The sequence below is a fragment of the Cohnella mopanensis genome (genome assembly GCF_022352055.1).
GTDB lineage: Bacteria > Bacillota > Bacilli > Paenibacillales > Paenibacillaceae > Cohnella > Cohnella mopanensis.
This window is the reverse complement of the sequence record NZ_JAKRWM010000004.1, coordinates 520123-538906: the sequence shown is the minus strand read 5'-3', so window position 1 is coordinate 538906 and position 18784 is coordinate 520123. Positions and strand designations below refer to the sequence as shown.

Annotated in this window: 17 protein-coding genes; all 17 read right to left on the bottom strand. The window is 40.4% G+C overall.

Annotated features, from left to right (window positions below; genetic code table 11):
* Positions 1-3: 3 nt before the first annotated feature.
* The 17 genes from L3D05_RS09800 to L3D05_RS09720 are packed head-to-tail and all read right to left on the bottom strand — an operon-like array spanning position 4 to position 18776.
* Positions 4-1185, bottom strand: a complete 1182-nt coding sequence (locus L3D05_RS09800) for a UDP-N-acetylglucosamine 2-epimerase (protein ID WP_239615848.1) — start codon at positions 1183-1185, stop codon at positions 4-6.
* Positions 1186-1203: 18 nt separating this feature from the next.
* Positions 1204-2991, bottom strand: coding sequence for an asparagine synthase (glutamine-hydrolyzing) (gene asnB, locus L3D05_RS09795; RefSeq protein WP_239615847.1), 1788 nt, complete (start codon positions 2989-2991; stop codon positions 1204-1206).
* Positions 2992-2994: 3 nt separating this feature from the next.
* Positions 2995-3549 carry a sugar transferase gene (locus tag L3D05_RS09790; protein ID WP_239615846.1) on the bottom strand — a complete coding sequence of 185 codons (555 nt, stop codon included), beginning with the start codon at positions 3547-3549 and terminating at the stop codon, positions 2995-2997.
* A gap of 4 nt (positions 3550-3553) precedes the next feature.
* Entirely contained in the window at positions 3554-4384 is an 831-nt protein-coding gene (locus tag L3D05_RS09785; protein ID WP_239615845.1) for an aldolase/citrate lyase family protein, read from the bottom strand.
* Entirely contained in the window at positions 4362-5903 is a 1542-nt protein-coding gene (gene murJ / locus L3D05_RS09780) for a murein biosynthesis integral membrane protein MurJ (protein ID WP_239615844.1), read from the bottom strand. The genes L3D05_RS09785 and murJ overlap by 23 nt, the downstream gene beginning before the upstream one ends.
* Positions 5884-7026 carry a hypothetical protein gene (locus L3D05_RS09775; protein ID WP_239615843.1) on the bottom strand — a complete coding sequence of 381 codons (1143 nt, stop codon included), beginning with the start codon at positions 7024-7026 and terminating at the stop codon, positions 5884-5886. The genes murJ and L3D05_RS09775 overlap by 20 nt, the downstream gene beginning before the upstream one ends.
* Positions 7027-7036: 10 nt before the next feature.
* The gene (gene hisH / locus L3D05_RS09770; RefSeq protein ID WP_239615842.1) at positions 7037-7693 is read right to left on the bottom strand and encodes an imidazole glycerol phosphate synthase subunit HisH; all 657 of its coding nucleotides are present in this window, start codon (positions 7691-7693) and stop codon (positions 7037-7039) included.
* On the bottom strand, positions 7668-8456 hold the full coding sequence (hisF, locus tag L3D05_RS09765; RefSeq protein WP_239615841.1) for an imidazole glycerol phosphate synthase subunit HisF: 789 nt from the start codon (positions 8454-8456) through the stop codon (positions 7668-7670). The genes hisH and hisF overlap by 26 nt, the downstream gene beginning before the upstream one ends.
* A gap of 18 nt (positions 8457-8474) precedes the next feature.
* Positions 8475-9632 (bottom strand): N-acetyl sugar amidotransferase, encoded by a 1158-nt coding sequence (locus L3D05_RS09760; RefSeq protein ID WP_239615840.1) that lies wholly within the window; start codon positions 9630-9632, stop codon positions 8475-8477.
* Positions 9632-10321 carry an acylneuraminate cytidylyltransferase family protein gene (locus tag L3D05_RS09755; RefSeq protein WP_239615839.1) on the bottom strand — a complete coding sequence of 230 codons (690 nt, stop codon included), beginning with the start codon at positions 10319-10321 and terminating at the stop codon, positions 9632-9634. The genes L3D05_RS09760 and L3D05_RS09755 overlap by 1 nt, the downstream gene beginning before the upstream one ends.
* The gene (locus L3D05_RS09750; protein WP_239615838.1) at positions 10318-11367 is read right to left on the bottom strand and encodes a nucleotidyltransferase family protein; all 1050 of its coding nucleotides are present in this window, start codon (positions 11365-11367) and stop codon (positions 10318-10320) included. Before L3D05_RS09750 ends, L3D05_RS09755 begins: the two co-directional genes overlap by 4 nt.
* Positions 11336-12001 carry an acetyltransferase gene (locus L3D05_RS09745; protein WP_239615837.1) on the bottom strand — a complete coding sequence of 222 codons (666 nt, stop codon included), beginning with the start codon at positions 11999-12001 and terminating at the stop codon, positions 11336-11338. The genes L3D05_RS09750 and L3D05_RS09745 overlap by 32 nt, the downstream gene beginning before the upstream one ends.
* Positions 11998-13071: an N-acetylneuraminate synthase gene (gene neuB / locus L3D05_RS09740; RefSeq protein ID WP_239615836.1), complete on the bottom strand. Its 1074-nt coding sequence runs from the start codon at positions 13069-13071 to the stop codon at positions 11998-12000. Before neuB ends, L3D05_RS09745 begins: the two co-directional genes overlap by 4 nt.
* Positions 13072-13086: 15 nt before the next feature.
* Positions 13087-14256, bottom strand: coding sequence for a UDP-N-acetylglucosamine 2-epimerase (neuC, locus tag L3D05_RS09735; RefSeq protein WP_239615835.1), 1170 nt, complete (start codon positions 14254-14256; stop codon positions 13087-13089).
* Positions 14253-15431 carry a LegC family aminotransferase gene (locus tag L3D05_RS09730; protein ID WP_239615834.1) on the bottom strand — a complete coding sequence of 393 codons (1179 nt, stop codon included), beginning with the start codon at positions 15429-15431 and terminating at the stop codon, positions 14253-14255. The genes neuC and L3D05_RS09730 overlap by 4 nt, the downstream gene beginning before the upstream one ends.
* Complete coding sequence (locus L3D05_RS09725; protein ID WP_239615833.1) at positions 15428-16441, bottom strand: NAD-dependent 4,6-dehydratase LegB; 1014 nt, start codon at positions 16439-16441, stop codon at positions 15428-15430. The genes L3D05_RS09730 and L3D05_RS09725 overlap by 4 nt, the downstream gene beginning before the upstream one ends.
* Positions 16425-18776, bottom strand: a complete 2352-nt coding sequence (locus L3D05_RS09720) for an O-antigen ligase family protein (protein ID WP_239615832.1) — start codon at positions 18774-18776, stop codon at positions 16425-16427. The genes L3D05_RS09725 and L3D05_RS09720 overlap by 17 nt, the downstream gene beginning before the upstream one ends.
* Positions 18777-18784 lie beyond the last annotated feature (8 nt).

Here is an 18784-nt window from a genome sequence, read left to right as displayed (position 1 = left end):
ATCTTAACGATCTATTAGGTTTCTAACTACCTTCATTACATTTAAGGTAGATTTTCCAAGATTAGCATTCCTCCACTGGTTACTATAATTATCGGTTAATGCATCTATCGAAGCTTCTTCCAGTTGTTCAAGAGAAGTGATTCCTTTTGAAATCCCCATTTTAGAATAAGGCACATCTGGAGTATAGACAGATAAATCAACGGAAATAACCGGCTTACCCAATAATGCTGCCTCAAGTCCTACTGTCGAAGTCATGGTTACGACTAGATCAACAGCATGCAGCAATGAATGCAGATTGTCAATATTAACCTCTACTCGGTCCGGTAATTCCGAATACTTTATAGCTTCACTTGGGTGAAATCTTAATACCAATATCCAATCCTCATGATTTTTCACGCATTCCATCAATTGCTGCTCAATTTCCCGAGGTAGTTGCTCATTTCCAGGCTCTGGTTGAGAAGCCCATAGAATAACCTTTTTGCCCTCCCATTGCTTACGAGTCCTTAATGATCCACCTTCCTCCAGCAAGTGAACGTCTGCAAGACTATCAAACGCTGGATTTCCTGTGACGACAATATCATGTTCATCTCGGCCCTTCTTAACGAATACATCTTTAATCTGATTATTGAGCACACATACTTTATTAGCGAAACGCCTATCTCTAATCCATTCAATTTCTATAAATCCAAACAGATCAACTAAACAAATAGAAGGAATATTTAACATGCTGGCGCACATAATTAAGGCTTGCTCCGATCTCGGGGAGTTCGTTGCGACTACCAAGTCTGGCTTGACCTTTTTAAGAAGTCTCTCCATAACGGTCAATTGCAGAAACCCCTGCCTCCCCTTTTCTTCAAATATAGCTTTGGCTTCGACTTCACCAACTCTATTTACGAGATCCATATATGACAAGCCCATATAAGCTACCGATTCCTCGTATGATATCAACTTGGTATCTAACTGTTTGACCAGATCGCGCCCGATCCGAGAAGCAGCTTGATCGTTTGGTTCAATAATATCCTTGTAACCGATATAAGGAATCCCCTCAGCTTCGAGCTTCTTTCCTGCCGTTGTTAATCCCAAGACTTCGATTTCCCAATCGGTATGTCGTTGAACATACTTAATAACCGGTAAAATTGCGTTAATATGGCCTCCGCCATACGCTGCAAATAGTATTTTCGTCATATAAACCTCATTTTCATATCAATAGGATAAATCGGATTCATTAATAAATATATCGAACCAATACTCCAAAGATATAAGTGCTCTGATTAATCGCGTATTATTTTCTTTGCCCGATTGATGATTAGTTAGCATCGCCCTTACGAATCCTTGATTCACGATCCCTCTTCGAACTAAATTGCCTTCAAGCAATTTGGCTTCCGTGAATGCGGCAAGATCTTTTTTAAACCATTCCCCTATTGGAACGGTGAACATTTGTTTTTTTCTATAGACAAGCTCATTACCTAATAATGATTCTACTGCCTTTTTAAAAATGTATTTCGTTTCGCCATTCATTAATTTGTATTTCCCGGGAATCTTAAAGGCCATTTCAACCATTCTGACATCTAAGAAAGGAGTACGCGCCTCTAGAGAAACCGCCATTCCCATTCTATCCGGTTTCACCAAATTATTCCCAGGAAGCAATAACATCGTATCTATATATAACGCTTTATTTATTCGATCCATATGCGCGGATTGTTGGAATAAAGGAGCAAGAACATCAAACGAACTTACGCCGTTTAGATTCGTACGCTTATAATTTTCCGTTAGTAACAGATTTTTCTGTTCCTCCGTGAACAGAGAGATGTTGTCGAAGTACTTACTTTCGAATTGATGGTCATCAAGCTCGGCTTGTTGACCGAAGAAATGCTTGTACTTATCGTATCCGGCAAAAAGCTCGTCTCCCCCATCACCTGTAAGTACCATTTTGACATGCTTCGACGCCAACTGGGAAACCTTATATGTAGGCATAAATGAAACATCGCCGTGAGGTTGGTCGCAATGATAAATCATTTTAGACCATAAATTCAACATATTTAGATCGACTTTCTCCATCGTGTGATCTGTGTGAAACAAATCCGCAACTTGCTGAGCATAAGGAGATTCATCAAATCTTTCGTCATGGAAACCGATCGAGAATGTCTTGACTGGCCGGTTCATATGCTTGGACATAAGCCCAACAACCGTACTTGAATCAACACCACCGGACAGAAAAGCGCCAAATGGAACATCCGCACGCAATCTTATTCTCACGGCATCATCTAGAACGGATAAAAATTGGTCTATCCAATACGACTCGCTACGCTCTTCGCAAGTTATGGACGACAAATTCCACCACTGTTTGGTAATTACATCAGATTTACTTACTTTCATCCAATGTCCTGGCATAAGGTGAGTAATATTCTTAAACATAGTGAATGGGGGAGGTACAAAGTTATAACTTAAGTAATGGCTTAAAGCAGCGTCATTTACTTCTCTACGTATGCCCGATTTAAGAATCGTTTTGATTTCAGAACCAAACAATATCCTTCCATTATCATCAGAAACATACAATGGTTTTACGCCGACTCTATCCCTAATTACATACATTGCATCTTCTCGGGAATCGTAAATGGCAATGCTAAACATACCATTCAGTTTATCCACAAAATCGATTCCATGAACTTCATATAATCTCAAAATAACTTCAGTATCGGAGTTAGTCTTGCAAGGATATCCCTTGTCCGAGACATATTTAGCTAATTCGATATGATTGTATATTTCGCCGTTTTGAACGACAATGATATTTCCATCATCCGATATAAACGGCTGATTTCCTCCCTCGATATCAATAATCGATAATCTTTGATTTCCAAGCGCAACGCCTTTCCCTTCCCAAATTGCGCAATCATCTGGGCCGCGGTGTTTAATGCTGTCTGCCATGGATTGTAGTACGTTCCTTTGCAAGCTACTTCCGTCCCTACTATAATAACCAAAGATACCGCACATGGTTTAATAACTCCCCCTTTTTACAACTTGTTTTACCGTCAAGAACATAATCCTTAGGTCGAACAAAAAGTTGCGCTCTTTTACATAATTCAAATCAAGTTCTTTCCTTTGCTCGATCGTTGCATCCGAGCGAAGTGTTGCCTGAGCGTATCCTGTTATACCAGGTCTTACTTGATGTCTCATCACCCACTCCTCTTCGGAGTAGAATTCTTTTTGTGCTTGGAGATCCGGTCTAGGTCCTACTAAACTCATATCGCCTTTCAGCACATTGAAAAGTTGAGGCAACTCGTCGAGACTTGTTTTCCTTAGAAAAGCTCCTACTTTCGTGATCCTCTTGTCTCCTTTAGATGTGAAATAAGGCCCTCTTGCTTCTGCGCCGGATATCATACTGCGAAATTTATAAATGGGGAATTCCTTGCCGCGGATACCTACTCTATTCTGTTTAAATAGAACTCCGCCTTTTGAATTTAGAGCGATCGCAACAGATATTATTAACAAAAACGGCGATGTTAATAGAAGAAAAGTAAGACTCACGATCACGTCGAAACTTCTTTTCATGCACTCATCTCCTCGATAAAACACTTCTAGCTTTTACGAATTCTTCGACTTTGGATTTAAATAGTAATCTATCTTGTTCTATTTTATCAGGGTTACGCAATTTTAGTTCCTGTCCCAATTGACGTAACTGTTTGATTTCCTTCTCTAAATCAACATTTACAATCAACTCTTTTAAGTTTTTAGCGTTTCCATGAAACGACCTTGATAAAATCACCGATTCAGAGCCTAGCCTAGCATGTTCTGCCAATACTAACTCGCCGGATACGATCCCGCTGCCGAATCTTGAAATCCCTCCAAAACCGAACTGCAATCCTCGTAATTTAACGATTCCAGACATGTAATCGACTAAACCACTGGATAATATCTCAAACATGAAATCAAGCTTTAGCGCCAAATGTAAATCATTTAGTCCAAAGTAAATTTCGGAAATCCCTTCGATTTCCACAATACTATCCAATCGAACCATTGCCTGTGCGGTTTCAACTAGCGGAATTACATCGCATCTCCCATTAACATAAGCGCAGAATCTCTCTACTTCTTCTCTTCCATGGAACATCGGAAGCATTAAAATATCTGCCCCTACATCCAAAGCCCTTTCTACTTCGTCTCTCGTTTTATCATGAAAAGGATTAAGTCGAATTAGCATTTTTGCATCGGCAATAGATTTCTTTACCCGATATGCGTCCTCGAATGAATGATTACTAATAACGGTATCCAAATGACCTTGCCGTTCAACTTTCCCATTCCGTTCTAGGTCGACGAATATCCGATCCACGCCTGACTGGACGGCATATTCGGCGACTTCGGGATCGTTAGCTATTAACATTAATTTCATTGTTATCTATCCTCCGCTTAAACTTAATAAGTAGAATGGATCTATACTTCTCTACCGCCATAAAAGCTAATGAGAGAGAGAGAACTCCGCCAAGCAATGCAACAATGATTTGTACCCCAATAGAAGAAGGCAGAAGGAAACTTGCAATCATTACGATAGCGCTCGATAATCCCAATACGCAAATCATTCGAATGATATCCGCAGATATTAATACCTTAAAAAGATTAATCTTATGTCTTCTATATAAAAATATACTTTGCGTACCGAACAATAGCCAAAAAATAATTATATTAGACAACATTAAACCTTTTATTTCAAAATAATCAACAAACAATAGACATAACGGTATAAATAACACAACGGAAATAAGGCTAATGACGAACGGTACTTTCGTATCCCCTTTTGCGTTGAATATCATTTGGACTAAATTAGAAAGTCCCATAGCCGGTAGTGCCAATACACCCAGCAATAATAATCGCGAAATTTCTTTCACACTCTCACTTGAAAGATTGCCCCACCCGAAGGTTATTTTTACGATTTGCGGGCTAAACCACGCAAAGTAAATGCTTATCGTAGTCGCAATAACAAAGGTGAGCCCCGCCGAAACGGAGACCATAGATTGCAGTTCTTTCTGGTTCTGGTTAGCACCTGTCGATAATTCAGCTAGCTTAGGTAATAATACGATCGGGATTACCGTTATAACAGCTCCCATAGGCAACTCAATAATTTTATTGGCAAAATTTAAAATAGATACCGCTCCATCGCCTTCGAATGAAGCAAATCCTCTAGCGATCACTGGTATCAAGAACAAAAATCCGCTTGTAGAAACGACTTGAAAATAACGAAAAAGCATCTCTTTGTTAAAAATTCGTTTTTTATTATTGTTGAGGAAATCCCTATTTGGTAACCTAGGAACATTCAACATTTGAGAAACCAGTCTTACCATGGAGGCAAGTAAGATTGCCCATGATAAATAAAGTAACGCATGACTATGAGGAGATAGGACAAGAGCAAGAATAAGAATCGCGTTAAAAATGAACGTCCCCAAGGCGGGGACTAAAAATCTTTCGTCAGATTGCAAGTACGATGTGACCATAGCTGTCGCGGCCGTAATAGGAATCGACCAAAATACAATTTGTAAATAACCGCCTGATTCCGCGAGAGTTTCCTGACTAAATCCCGGTGATATTAAAGAAACAATTTCTTGGGAAAATAGCCCTAGCAAGATAGATATTAAACCAAAAGATGCTAAGGTTAATAGCATTCCTTCAAAGAACAATCGCCGGCCGTCAGCCGGATTCAATTTCTTGAACTCTGGAATAAAGACTGCGCTCACAACTCCGCCGATGAGTATAGTAAGAAATAAATCCGGTAACGTTAATATCGTAATCGCAATATCGCTGTCAGATGTGGCACCAAATTTAGAGGCAATTACCGCTTCCCGAAAAAAACCGGCGATTCTGCCCAGCATTATGCCCAGAGAAACGATAATTCCAGCTTTAATGATTTTTCTGAGCATTGGTTCCAACCACATCCAAACCTGTAAGAGTCGTTATTAACTTAGTAAAGAAAAGGCTGCTAAACAGAATAAGACTCGGGATTATCATAAGTGCTGTCGATACTCCGAATAATCCCCCAAACATACATATTGGCAATGAGAGGATAACAGGCAATAACATCGGATTACGATCTCTACAATACTTATATATTTTGATAGCCGGGCTCATTATTAGTAGTACAAAAACGATACCGATCACAATCAGTTTTGGGTGAGTATTCAGGATACTTCCCAGACCGTGTGTCATCATTTTGTATATCCCGTCAAATCCTCCCCCAAAGTATGAAATGTTTTTATTAGCCATTTTCAAAATGTAGGGTCCGATTAGCATAATAAAGAAAGCCGAAAAGAATAGTAAACCTATATATGAACGTTTATTGTGCTTAAGTATAATAAACGTACCTATCAGTATTTGAAGCAAAGTAATCATCATCGTTCCGCTACTAACCGTGCTAATGAAGAAACATACCGAATAAGCAAAATAATCGCGTATGGCGAACTTTTCTTTCGAGTTTATTTTGCCCATTTGAATATATATCACATATATTAATCCTACGAATGCAGCGATAAGCCTTCCATTCATTAAGGTCGAAAGAGCGATCGTTGACAGAACCGAAGTTATCCCAAACACAATAGGCGCTAAAGCCTTAACATCGCGATACAAATAACCTATAGATACATGAATAAGTACAAAAGCTGCAAATAGAACAGCGCCATAGAACGTAAAGGAGGTATCAATATCCCAATTCAACCAATCTGTAAGCAATACGGCAGGATAAGACACCATCAACCTCGGACCCCAAATGTGACCTGATAGCAGAACCTTAACAGGATCAGAATATATTAAATCGCGAATTTGCGGTAAAAATTCAAAATGAATGTACCCTAACCTGATCCCAGCTATGATGATATAAGTAAATAGAAACAGATTTACGAAATAAGCCCATTTACGATACATTACAAACAAGCCTAGGATGAAAGCAAGCATAACTAAAAAAAACAAGGGATAGATAGGGAATAACGTCATGTATACAGGAAATAAGATTCCTATAACAAGCACCAACAACCAACTACTTTTCCCCATTTCTCCACACCTACCCTAAATTGTGATTCACAAAGTTGTTCATGATCTTCAAGCCTACATGTCCGCTCTTCTCAGGATGAAATTGACAACCATATATATTTCCTGAGCGTATAACTCCAGTAATCTCATGATTGTAATACGAGGTAATCGCTAAAACAGTGTTCCGATTAGCTGGCTGAACTCGATAGGAATGCACGAAGTATACGGATGACCGCTGAGGTATCCCCTCTAAAACCGAATTGTCCCATGTATCCCCATCGGAACCGCTCGTTGTTAGCTCACTCCATCCAATATGCGGAATACGAATTTTATTCTCATTTTGATCGAGGTTAGGGATAGCGGATACTTTTCCACTGATAATTCCGAGCCCCTCATGTTCACCAAACTCTTCGCTAGAATCCATTAATAATTGCATACCTAAACATATTCCTAGAAAAGGTCGACCGCTCTTTACAAACTCCTTTATCGGAACTATCAAGTCTCTCGACGTTAAACCTTCCATCCCATCGGCGAAAGCACCGACTCCCGGCAACACTACACTATCTGAATCCATTATGACTTTAGGATCGCTGGATAATTTGATAGTAGCGCCGCACAGTTCAAGAGCGCGTCTAACGCTACTAATGTTTCCAATTCCATAATCAATTATCGTGACTGAGCGATCCATCTTCGTTAAAACTCCTAACATTGATGTTATTGTTAATAGCGTACTCGCGAATTTCATTCAGGGAGAAGCGATTATAATGCAAGACATCTGCCATTGCGACAGCATCAGCCCCGCTTTTACGTATAACATCGGAGAGATGCTCCAGCGTCCCCATCCCTCCGCTAGCGATGACTGGTATGTTAACTGCCGAGCTAACTCTCTCAACTAACTCTAAGTCAAAACCTTTCTTTGTACCTTCTTGGTCAACAGAGGTTAGCAGGATTTCTCCCGCCCCCAGTCTCTCGCCTTGAATCGCCCATTGTACGACATCAAGCCCAGTCGTTTCACGTCCATTATCGGTATAACATTCCCAGCCGTCCGCTTTTCTCTTCGCCTCTATTGAAAGCACCATACATTGAGATCCGAATTTTCGCGAAATTTCACTAATCAATTCAGGTCTTTTTGTAGCAGCTGTATTAACTGCCACTTTGTCCGCACCGGCACGCAACAATTTGTTAACGTCATCTACGCTGCGAACTCCGCCTCCGACGGTAAGAGGTATAAATACCTTATCGATTGTACGCGCAACAATATCCAATAGGTTGTTTCTTCCATACAAACTTGCCACAGAATCCATATAGATGAGTTCATCTATGCCTTCATTGTAGTACTTCTCGGCAAACTTTTGGGGGTCGCCAAGTACCCTCAAGCCTTCTAGATGGATACCTTTTATCAAATTCGGACCCTTGATGTCTAGCCTGGCAGTTAGCCGAACCTTTCTCAAATTAATCACACCCTCTATCTATTCTTCCCAAATCGCGGACTTCAACTTCCAATCATCGCCCGATTTAATCCATATATGATCCGATCTCCAACTATCAACGGCTTGCTCAAACTGTTCTTCGGTAATATTCGCGTATTCTAAGAAGTCCTTATAATATTTACTAGGGAATTCTCCATCGTATTTTTTAACTAGTGCTACCCCTTCTTCACGAGTAATCTTTCCATCTCTAATCTCGTGTGCAGTATCCGAAGTGCAGCGTCCAATGCCGAATTTAATAAACCCTAAGAAATAGTGGAATCCATCTATCTTGTCATCTAAGCTGGCATACTTGGAATAAGTTCCTTGCGATCTTTCCGGATTCGCGGAAAAACCGGTATTTTCCACGCAATAATAGTAGTTCTCTTGAGGGTCCCAAAATTTGTAGTAGCCATAAAAATGAATTTCCGTTTTGTTCTTTACGATTTGTTCGTACTGCGGTGCTAAGTAAGGACAAATGTCACTATCTGTCACGCCGTGTTCTTTCCAAAATTCCGGTGGCAATCCAGAAAAATAGTGTTTATCATGATCGGCAATTTCCCTAGTTGGCCGAAATGCGTTCTTCATATCTCCGCCATATTCAACCTCGCCATTCTCACCATACATAATAAGCGATACATTATTTTGAACCGCTACTTTCATTGGGAAATTGGTTTGACCATAAATAAAAGGTTGGAAGGGGTCGCCTAAGTGATTAAATGCCAGATTGGTCATCAGTCGATGCGTTTTGCCATTAGGAGTTCCCAGAATGTTATCGAATCCGGAGTGAATGAATGATTGTAAATTGGTGCGACCAATATCCGTTGGAATGTGCGGTGCCCATGTGACGGTTAATGGATTCATCCCGTACTTATATTTCAATTGATGCGCAACAAAAGAGCCATCTTTCCCTCCGCTACAAGGAACGATGACATCATAGGATCCATCGCTTTTACGATGCCGATCCAGCATCTCCATCAATTCTTTCTCGCGCAAGTCCCAATCTACCTTTGTCCGTTTGAATTCAGCATAATTACAAGCGCTACACACGCCATGTTCATCAAAAGTAATTCGCGGGCGTTGGTTAGAAATCGTGCATTTCTTGCAATACCGAATTTCCTCAGGAAGATTATACAGTTTACGCAAATCTCGTTTTATCATTATTTAGTCACCATCATTTCGAATATTTTTAGATCTAGTACCGTATCAATGTCGATAGATCTTTCTTTCGGCATCTTATAAGCAAGAGTTTCCTCGGTTACGAATACCTTTTTTTCCTTCAACCAATCCGTTCTTGCGAAATAAAGAGCTCCGTTCAACACATAGGCTTGGTTGATATCTTGCCGCCTTTGCTTTAACCCTTCATTACTTATTACTGGAGTATCTAATAAACTCGATTTGTCTAAGAAAAACATCCAGAACGGGCTTTTCTCAACGACTGTTACGGATACACAGGCAGGGGCTTCTTCGCTAATGCACATCTCGATGCACTTATCAATGTCGTCGGTCGTCCTAAGCGGTGAAGTTGGCTGCAGGAAAAGCACATAATCATAATGCTGACCGATAGAATCTACAGCATGCAACACAGCGTCAATTCCTGAAGCAAAATCATCGGAAAGTTCTTTAGGCCTTACAAACGGCACTTCGCAACCGTATTTTGATGCAATGTCCATAGTTTCTCGATCATCGGAGGACAGGATCAGTCTGTCAATGTATTTTGATTTTTTAGCTTCCTCTATCGTCCAAGAAATAAGCGGCTTTCCCAAGACCGGACTAATGTTCTTTTTTGGAATGCCTTTGGAACCGCCTCTGGCTGGAATCACAGCTAAAATCGTTTTTCCATTTATCACCCAAAGACCTCCATGAAATCGACGTTTGCTTTCTCGAAATCTTCTATTCTACCGATATCGAGCCAGTACTCACGTATAGGAAACACGGTAAGCTCTTTTTCATGATCACGAATCTGGGTAAACAAATCGGGCATGTCGTAAAATTGATCGCTCGGAATATAATCTAGTGCTACAGGATCCAGTACGTACACTCCCGCATTCACAAAGTACTGATGTATAGGCTTTTCTTCAATAGAAACTAATCTTTGTTTATCTATATTAACGACGCCGTAAGGAATTTGATACTCATAATCTCTAACGCACATAGTAGCGTAGGATTTATGCTCTTTATGAAAGGTAATCAGATTGTTAAAGTTAACGCTTGTTAACAGATCGCCGTTCATAATGATAAACGGTTTATCCGGTCTATGAGGCAATAAGCTCAATGCTCCGGCAGTTCCCATTCTTTTAGTTTCCCTTATGTAGCGAATGTTCACGCCCCATTGCGAACCATCCCCGAAATGCTGTTCGATCATTTCCGCTTTATAGTTAACAGTTAAGTAAAAGTTCCTGAATCCTTGACTTATAAACCTTTCAAGCGTCGTTTCTAACAATGGTTTGCCGCCGACTTTTAATAGCGGTTTAGGACACTCGTTCGTTAATGGCCTTAATCTACTCCCGAGACCGCCAGCCATTAATACTACCCAATTTTCAAGCTGTTGAGGCTTATGTAAATCTTCCGAGGTTTCCAATCGTACAATTCTCTGATGCCTATCTACGACTGGAATTTGCCGAATGTGTTTATTTGTCATTATCGCGCGCAAAGAAGCCTTTCCATCCTGCTCAAAGGCTATAGTAGGTTTATGATTCATTATTGTACCGACGGGTTCCGTCAAAGATTTCCCCTTCAATATCCCCCTGCGTATATCTCCGTCCGTGATGGTTCCTTCCAATACTTGATCTTCGTTAATGACCAAGACGATACCTAGTGAATTGGATTCCAAACACTCAATCGCATCTCGAATTGAACAATTATTACTCAGAAGTGTTTTTTTCCAATCGTCCATTTATCTTTTGAACCTCCCTTGCAGGTACCCCAACTACAGTCGTATGAGGTAAAACATCTTTAATGACAACGGCTCCCGCTCCGACGATACTTCCCTTACCCAGGGTAATCCCTTGGATCACTGTTGCACCTGCGCCAATATGAACATCATCTTCAACGACAACTCCGCCGCAAAGTATCGCCCCCGGAGAAACATGTACATGATTCCCTATGATGCAATCATGGTCAATTCTGGAACCTGAATTGACGATTACATTATCACCAATACGTGTACCGGGCTGGATAATTGCACCCGCCATAATTTGCACGCTTTCCCCTATATCCACATACTTGGATAGGATAGCAGTGGGATGAGTAACATTAGCAAAGGTGAAGCCTCTCTCATGGAACTCCTCGAAAAGTTTCTTCCGAATATTATTACGTCCCGTCGAGCCAATCGCGTTAATTAGACAAATATCTTCCTTATTATACTCTAAAATAACACTATCATCACCGATATAGCTTAGATTAAATAATTCCACACTGCCATCCAAGGCAGTAAATCCAATTATCGATTCCTCAAGCCCCATTAGAGACAATGATTCCGTGATAACCTTAGCATGACCGCCTCCACCCATAATGATTAGCGGTTTCATAGAATCTCATCATCTTGACTATAATCTTTAGTAGCTTCTTTACCTAGATACTCCCAATACAACATAGGCGATATCCCTCTGCCAGGTCGTTTGACTCCGAGGTTACTATGTGAAAAAACCTCACCTTGCTTAATTCCCTCTAACGCTACGATGCTTTTCCTTACAACTGTAATATTATTAAGTTCCGATTTGACTGGTGCCTTTAGCGCCCCACCCATTGCCAACTCGACATCTCTAATGGACTGGACCATTTCTTTTAACTCATGCGGTTCAAGCGATGCTTGATGATCTGGTCCAGGTAAATTTCTATCAAGCGTAAAATGTTTTTCGATGACCGAGGCACCTAACGTTGCGGCAGCAACAGGAATAGCAATTCCCTTCGTGTGATCCGAGTAGCCTACTTCTAATGAAAAGGCATGTTTCATAGTATGTAGGACCTTTAAGTTCACTTCTGCTAAAGGCGCCGGGTATTCCGTCGTACAATGAAGCAATGTCACATTCGACTTTAATAATTTCTGGCCTTCATCAGAAATATAAGCGTTTTGAAAGCCTGCTTTGCTTGGATCCTCAGTAGAGTTCATGTATCCAAATGCGAGAACGCCTAGCGCAGCCTCAATTTCAGACAACGTGCTCATGCCTGTTGATAGAAAGATGGGCTTTCCTGTCTTAGCTGCTTCAAGCAACAAAGGGCCATTAGTAATTTCGCCGGATGACAGTTTCAAACTTTTCACATTTAAGCGATGTATTAAAAAATGTAAACTTTCGATATCAAAAGGCGTTGAGATGAAGTCGATTGACCGTTGCTCGCAGTATTCCAATAGATCAAAATGATCCTGCTCGCTTAACTGCAGTTTTTTTAACATATCGAATTGCGATTCATCATTATCTGTCGTTTGCTTCTGATAGGTTGCTTTAGGGGCTTTCTTACTGACAAGATTCTCTGCTTTGAATGTTTGGAATTTCACCGCATCAGCCCCGGCATCTACTGCCGCATCCACCAAGGAGCGAGCCAATTCTATTGATCCGTTATGATTAACTCCCGCCTCAGCTATGATATAGGTTTTCTGCACTTAGATATTCCCCTTTCAATGAGGTGGGTAGTCATAGAAGCTTTTCTTTAAAATTCCGTCCAGTTTAATCGTCTTTAATACTTCTTTGATTTTCGATGAAGTTTGACCATCACCGTAGACATGGTCAACCGAGGCTAGTTCGTTTTGAAATTTTTCGGATATGGCATATCGTATTGAACTCGCAATTGATTCTTGATCTTCTGGGCAATCTATTACCGAAGCACTTCTCAAACGGCCGAGTTGTCGATCACCTATGTTCACGGTTGCCTTCTTAAATGCCGGAACTTCAATTATCCCGCTTGAAGAATTTCCGATAACAACATGTGAATATTGGATCGCACTTAAATAGCGCAACTGGCCCATTGAGATAAAAGCTATTGTTCTTGTGGGGTGTCGTTCGCAATACTCATCAATAAGGGCAGTAATAAGTCTTCCGTCCGTATCAGAGTTCGGTTTGGTAAAGATAATCCGAGCTTCCGGGAATTGATCTAATGCGAGCAGTAATTGACTCATCGCACCTTCTGGTCCATTACTATCTAGTGTTACAGGATGATAGGTTACAAGAAAATTTAATGATCCAAATTCGAATCCAATGGAGTCTTCCAGTGATCGCCGATCCATTAGTTTCAACTTATTTATATTCTCAATCCCTGGTGCTCCATAATTAAACACGAATGATGGATTTTCACCTAATTGTATCACTCTTCTACGATATGGTTCAGCGGCAGTAAAATGAATATGAGACATTTTGGTGATGGAATGCCTAATCGCTTCGTCGATGGCCCCTTCTGTCGTTTCCCCTCCATGCAAATGAGCAATAGGGATTCTACTAACAGTGGCGGCCTGCGCGGCCGCCATTATTTCATAACGATCCCCCAGGATAACTAACAGATCTGGCTTTACTCTATTAAACATCTCCCCAAATCCGATTACTCCTAGACCTATGGACTTCGTAATACTAACTGTAGTGTCGCTTGAAAGAAGTATTTCAATCTTTTCATGAATTTGAAATCCGTCTTTTTCGATTTGTTGATACGTGGATCCAAATTCCGGAGATAAATGCATTCCCGTTACGGCGACTATCAATTCCATTTCGGGATCTAGATCAATCTCCTTCATCAGCCAATACAATAAACCATACTCCGCTCGCGTTCCCGTAACTACGCAAATTTTCCTTCTTGTCATTCCAATCCTCCCAAGAATGAACTACTTGGAATATTGATCATTCTTTTGGACAATTTATCCGACGTATTAAGCTCCATTCTTGGACATTCCTGATACATTGCAAGCTTATGCAACAACGTCCATGCAGGTCTTGACATCAAACCATTATCATTCAGTTGTTCCAACACATGATCTCTCTCATTCTGGGTTTCAGCATTGAGTATTAATGTGTTAAGCCAGTAATTACTTCTGCTCTCAGGAGGTTCAGAGAAGAAAGTAACCCCGTCTATTCCCTGTAGGTTTTTTCGATATTGCTCGGCCAAGTTGCGCTTTCTTTCAAGAAAGTAAGGAAGCTGTTCCAACTGCGCGCAACCGAGGGCAGCATTAATATTCGGAAGTCTATAATTATATCCAACTTGATCATGAATGAATTCCCACCGATGGGGCACCTTCGCTGTTGTCGTAATATGTTTGGCCCACTTGCCGAGCTCCTCATCCTGCACGAGAATAGCCCCGCCGCCACCTGTTGTCATAATTTTGTTTCCATTAAAACTAATCGCGCTTACCTTACCAAAAGTCCCTGTATGTTTTCCTTGATAAAAAGAACCTAGGGATTCTGCCGCATCCTCTATAAGCTCTAGACCGTACTTTGAACAAACTTCGGCCAACTTATCCAACTGAACAGGATGACCGAACGTATGCATGGGCACAACAGCCGAGATTGGGCGTCCAGTTACTTTGTTATAACACCTTTTCCCTTCCATTCGTACAATTTCGCTTAGATAAGAGTCTAATTTTCCCCAATCAATTCCAAGCGTTATTTCGTCAACATCTACAAAATGAGGTATAGCACCGCAATAAGTGATTGCGTTTGTAGTAGCAACGAACGATAGGGACGGGCATATTACTTCATCCCCGGGTCGAACTCCACTAATCAGTAAACCAATATGCAAAGCGGCAGTCCCATTAACGACCGCTATCGCTCTAACAGAACCCGTATATTCAGCAAGCATTTGTTCGAACCGGTCAACATATTTACCTACAGAAGATACCCAACCCGTCTCCAAGCAATCTACGACATACTCTTTCTCGCGCCCTTGAAATACAGGCTCATGCAAACCCACGAACGACTTATCCGAATGAATGGCTGATCTTATTGCCCCTATTAATTTCGATGTATCTATTTTTTCACTCATATGTTATAGAAATCGGCTTTGTAGTTTTTGAGATTATCCGGATTCGTAAACCACTCTACCGTTTTCTCTAGCCCCCTTCTTAAACCATCTCTGTCAGCATAATTCGGTTCCCAATTAAGTAGACGTTTTGCTTTTTGATTATCAGCCCACAGCCGCTCTACTTCGCTTTTCTCCGGCCTCATTCGGGAAGAATCCGTTACGATCTCAATATCGCTGCCTATGATATCCGAAATTAATTTCACTGTATCTCCGATAGAGATCTCGTAGTTACTTCCAATATTAATGACTTCCCCAACTGAGTTTTGCGACTCCATCACGTCGATAAATCCACGCACCGTGTCCTCAACATAATTAAAATCTCTCGTCGGATGAAGAGAACCTAGTTTGATCTCTTTCTTCCCGTTAGCGATTTGAGTAATTACCGTTGGAATGACAGCCCTAGCGGACTGTCTAGGACCATAGGTATTAAACGGACGTATAATTGCTACCGGCGTTTGAAATGAATCATGGAATGACATAGCCATCTGATCCGCACCGATCTTACTCGCCGAATAGGGTGACTGACCTTGTAGCGGATGCTCCTCCGTAATGGGAACAAAACGCGCGGTACCATATACTTCGCTTGTAGAAGTGTGTACAAATTTGGACACCCCGGATTCCCTTGCTGCCTGCAACAAATTCAATGTCCCTTTAATATTGGTATCCACATAAGTGTCAGGAGAATGGTATGAATAAGGGATGGCAATCAAAGCCGCCAGGTGAAGTACGACATCGCAACCATTCATAGCTTGCTTAACTCCATGAGGATCTCTAATATCTCCCATAAACACATCTAGTGATGACTTAATTTCTTTAGGAGAATGATCTAGCCATCCCCATGAATTAAAGGAGTTATAAACGGCAAATGCCCTCACATCATACCCTCTGCGCACCATTTCTTCCGTAAGATGCGATCCGATAAATCCATCCGCACCCGTTATCAGTATTTTGCCTTTATGTATTTTGCTCATTTTTTACCTCCGCTACCGTGCGATCAATGGATTCTTTTATTCCTTGAACGTCATTAGTTAATTTGTTATATAAATCAGTGATTTCTTGTTCTCTATTCTGAAGCAGCATAGCCACAACATACACTCTTGCAACTTCAACATTATAAGGGATTGTAAAATCTTGCATGACGAGAACCCCGGTCGTATCCGATACCTGTTTATACTTCCCTTGCCACAAATAGATTTGACTCATCGTGAGACTCATCGAAGGATTTATACCAAATCCTCCATTTTGTACTGTTACATTTTCATTTTTTACAATAGACTCTTTAGTTTTTAATTCGGAATACAACTTCTCAGCCTCTGACCAATAGATGCCTTTATTTTCTGAACGGCTACCTACCGTGAGCAGCAATTTCAAATAGAGTTCATATTGTTCCTGATACCACGGAAAATCCGCTTCTCTTTTTCTTATCAGTTCAAGTGCCGGCTCGAGCTCATTAATCTGAATAAGAAATTGAATGTATTCGTTATACAACATTTTATTGTAAGGCTCAGTTTTTTCGAGATTCAATAACGTCTCTCTAGTTTGTGGAATTAATGATGCATCGTGATTTTGGTTGTACAATTGCCTTTCGATATTAACTTTTAACAAAGCGTATTCCGGGTTCCCGGGATGCATACGAACCGCCGAGTACAACTCTGTACCTATCTCATTTTTGCCGTACAATTTATCCATAGCAGTTTCATATTTAGAATTAGCTTGTAAGGAACGGGAAGATGTAACTAACAATGCGATAGCTACGATTGCCATTAACGAAATATAAGCACTCTTCCATATGAAAGCATTCTTATTAGCGCGGATTTCTTTAACAGTTCTTTTAGCTACTTCTGAGATATGAACTGAGGACCACATTATTCCCAAAGAAAGAAATACAATTGCAGCTAAATACGCGAAGCTTAACGTAAAATCAACCAAACTATGAATCAACAAAGCCATCGCAACGATCAGAAACGTAAACGAACTTGTCTCGGATAAGTCCGTTTGATAATGCTTCTTCAGATACTTAAACACAATCCAACCGATAAATGCCAGTAAGACAATACCACCGATTAGACCGACTTCGATGACATACTGGATGATAAAATTATGTACCTGATTGCTTGTATAAGGGAAACTTCTGTATTTTTCGTAAACCGCAGCCCAACCCCCGCCGCCAAATCCAAAAAAGGGTCTTTTAGCGATCACGCTTAGAGCATCAGAGAAAAATACAAAACGATCCGAGAATGCTGCCTGCGCAAAATCGAACGCAAATATTCTTCTTAAGTGGGAGGGGATAAACGGAGCTGCTTTATCAATTAATAGAGCGACATAACCCGCAATAAAAGCAAAGGCTATTAATGAAACCGGTAATATAAAATTACGATAAGTAGGTCGTTGGTTTTCCGTTATTTTCAAACAAGAAATCTTTTCTTTAATAAACCAGACAGCGCAAGCTACAATCATGGAAGTGAAAATCAATAACGCCCAACCAACCTGTCCACCATTAGTAGAGGGGGTACGTGCATTAAACAAGATTGTACTGATAGCTATTGAAGCTATTCCTGTTATTAATAATATCGCTAGAAGATTTATTTGTTTTTTCCAACCTACTAAACACATATAAACAAATAATACTACTAAGAAGAGAAGCACTCCTCCCCTTGATAAAGTGAAAAGCATAGAAAGCATAACCGGCACTAACATCAAACTGTACGAAATGTACTTCTTCCATTCCTTTAGCTTAATAATTTGATTAATGGTAATGAAGAATAGTCCGATCAAGAATGCTGCGTATGCATTTGGATATTGGAACACACCCGCTAAACGGTACCCAAAAATGGCATCTGTATAATTTACATTTCCAAACCAGTTCAAAAAGCCATGAATAACAATGAAGTACCCTGAAACATATAACGTTAATTCAACTATTTTTAAGTATTTTAGGTTTTGGGCAATTAACACGCCAGCTACGAATAATATCGCATAGAAGATCTGAAGATATACGCTATATAGCGAAAAGTACTTCGATACACCCCAGAATGCGGATATAACAAATGTTAAAGGGATTATCCACACCCACACTATAAGGTCTTTAAATTTAATAACACTTAAATTTTTCATGGAGTAAAACGTAACAATCAATAAAATCAAAGAAGCAACGATCAACGAGATATAAATCGGTTTATCAAAAGTGAAGCTGCCCCCTAGGAACAATCCTCTACTATATGGAGCAATGAGGATGAACAGTGAAATTATTATTGCTATACTCGACAATAATCCTTTAGACAGCGAACCATTTGTTGTACTCTGCAAAGCACTAA

Excerpts from the sequence above, each read along its gene's own strand:
- asnB (WP_239615847.1), bottom strand. The coding sequence starts at position 2,991 with ATGTGCGGTATCTTTGGTTATTATAGTAGGGACGGAAGTAGCTTGCAA.
- L3D05_RS09730 (WP_239615834.1), bottom strand. The coding sequence starts at position 15,431 with ATGAGTGAAAAAATAGATACATCGAAATTAATAGGGGCAATAAGATCA.
- L3D05_RS09800 (WP_239615848.1), bottom strand. The coding sequence starts at position 1,185 with ATGACGAAAATACTATTTGCAGCGTATGGCGGAGGCCATATTAACGCA.
- neuC (WP_239615835.1), bottom strand. The coding sequence starts at position 14,256 with ATGACAAGAAGGAAAATTTGCGTAGTTACGGGAACGCGAGCGGAGTAT.
- L3D05_RS09725 (WP_239615833.1), bottom strand. The coding sequence starts at position 16,441 with ATGAGCAAAATACATAAAGGCAAAATACTGATAACGGGTGCGGATGGA.
- L3D05_RS09785 (WP_239615845.1), bottom strand. The coding sequence starts at position 4,384 with ATGAAATTAATGTTAATAGCTAACGATCCCGAAGTCGCCGAATATGCC.
- L3D05_RS09790 (WP_239615846.1), bottom strand. The coding sequence starts at position 3,549 with ATGAAAAGAAGTTTCGACGTGATCGTGAGTCTTACTTTTCTTCTATTA.
- murJ (WP_239615844.1), bottom strand. The coding sequence starts at position 5,903 with ATGCTCAGAAAAATCATTAAAGCTGGAATTATCGTTTCTCTGGGCATA.
- L3D05_RS09745 (WP_239615837.1), bottom strand. The coding sequence starts at position 12,001 with ATGAAACCGCTAATCATTATGGGTGGAGGCGGTCATGCTAAGGTTATC.
- L3D05_RS09775 (WP_239615843.1), bottom strand. The coding sequence starts at position 7,026 with ATGGGGAAAAGTAGTTGGTTGTTGGTGCTTGTTATAGGAATCTTATTT.
- L3D05_RS09760 (WP_239615840.1), bottom strand. The coding sequence starts at position 9,632 with ATGATAAAACGAGATTTGCGTAAACTGTATAATCTTCCTGAGGAAATT.
- hisH (WP_239615842.1), bottom strand. The coding sequence starts at position 7,693 with ATGGATCGCTCAGTCACGATAATTGATTATGGAATTGGAAACATTAGT.
- L3D05_RS09750 (WP_239615838.1), bottom strand. The coding sequence starts at position 11,367 with ATGGACGATTGGAAAAAAACACTTCTGAGTAATAATTGTTCAATTCGA.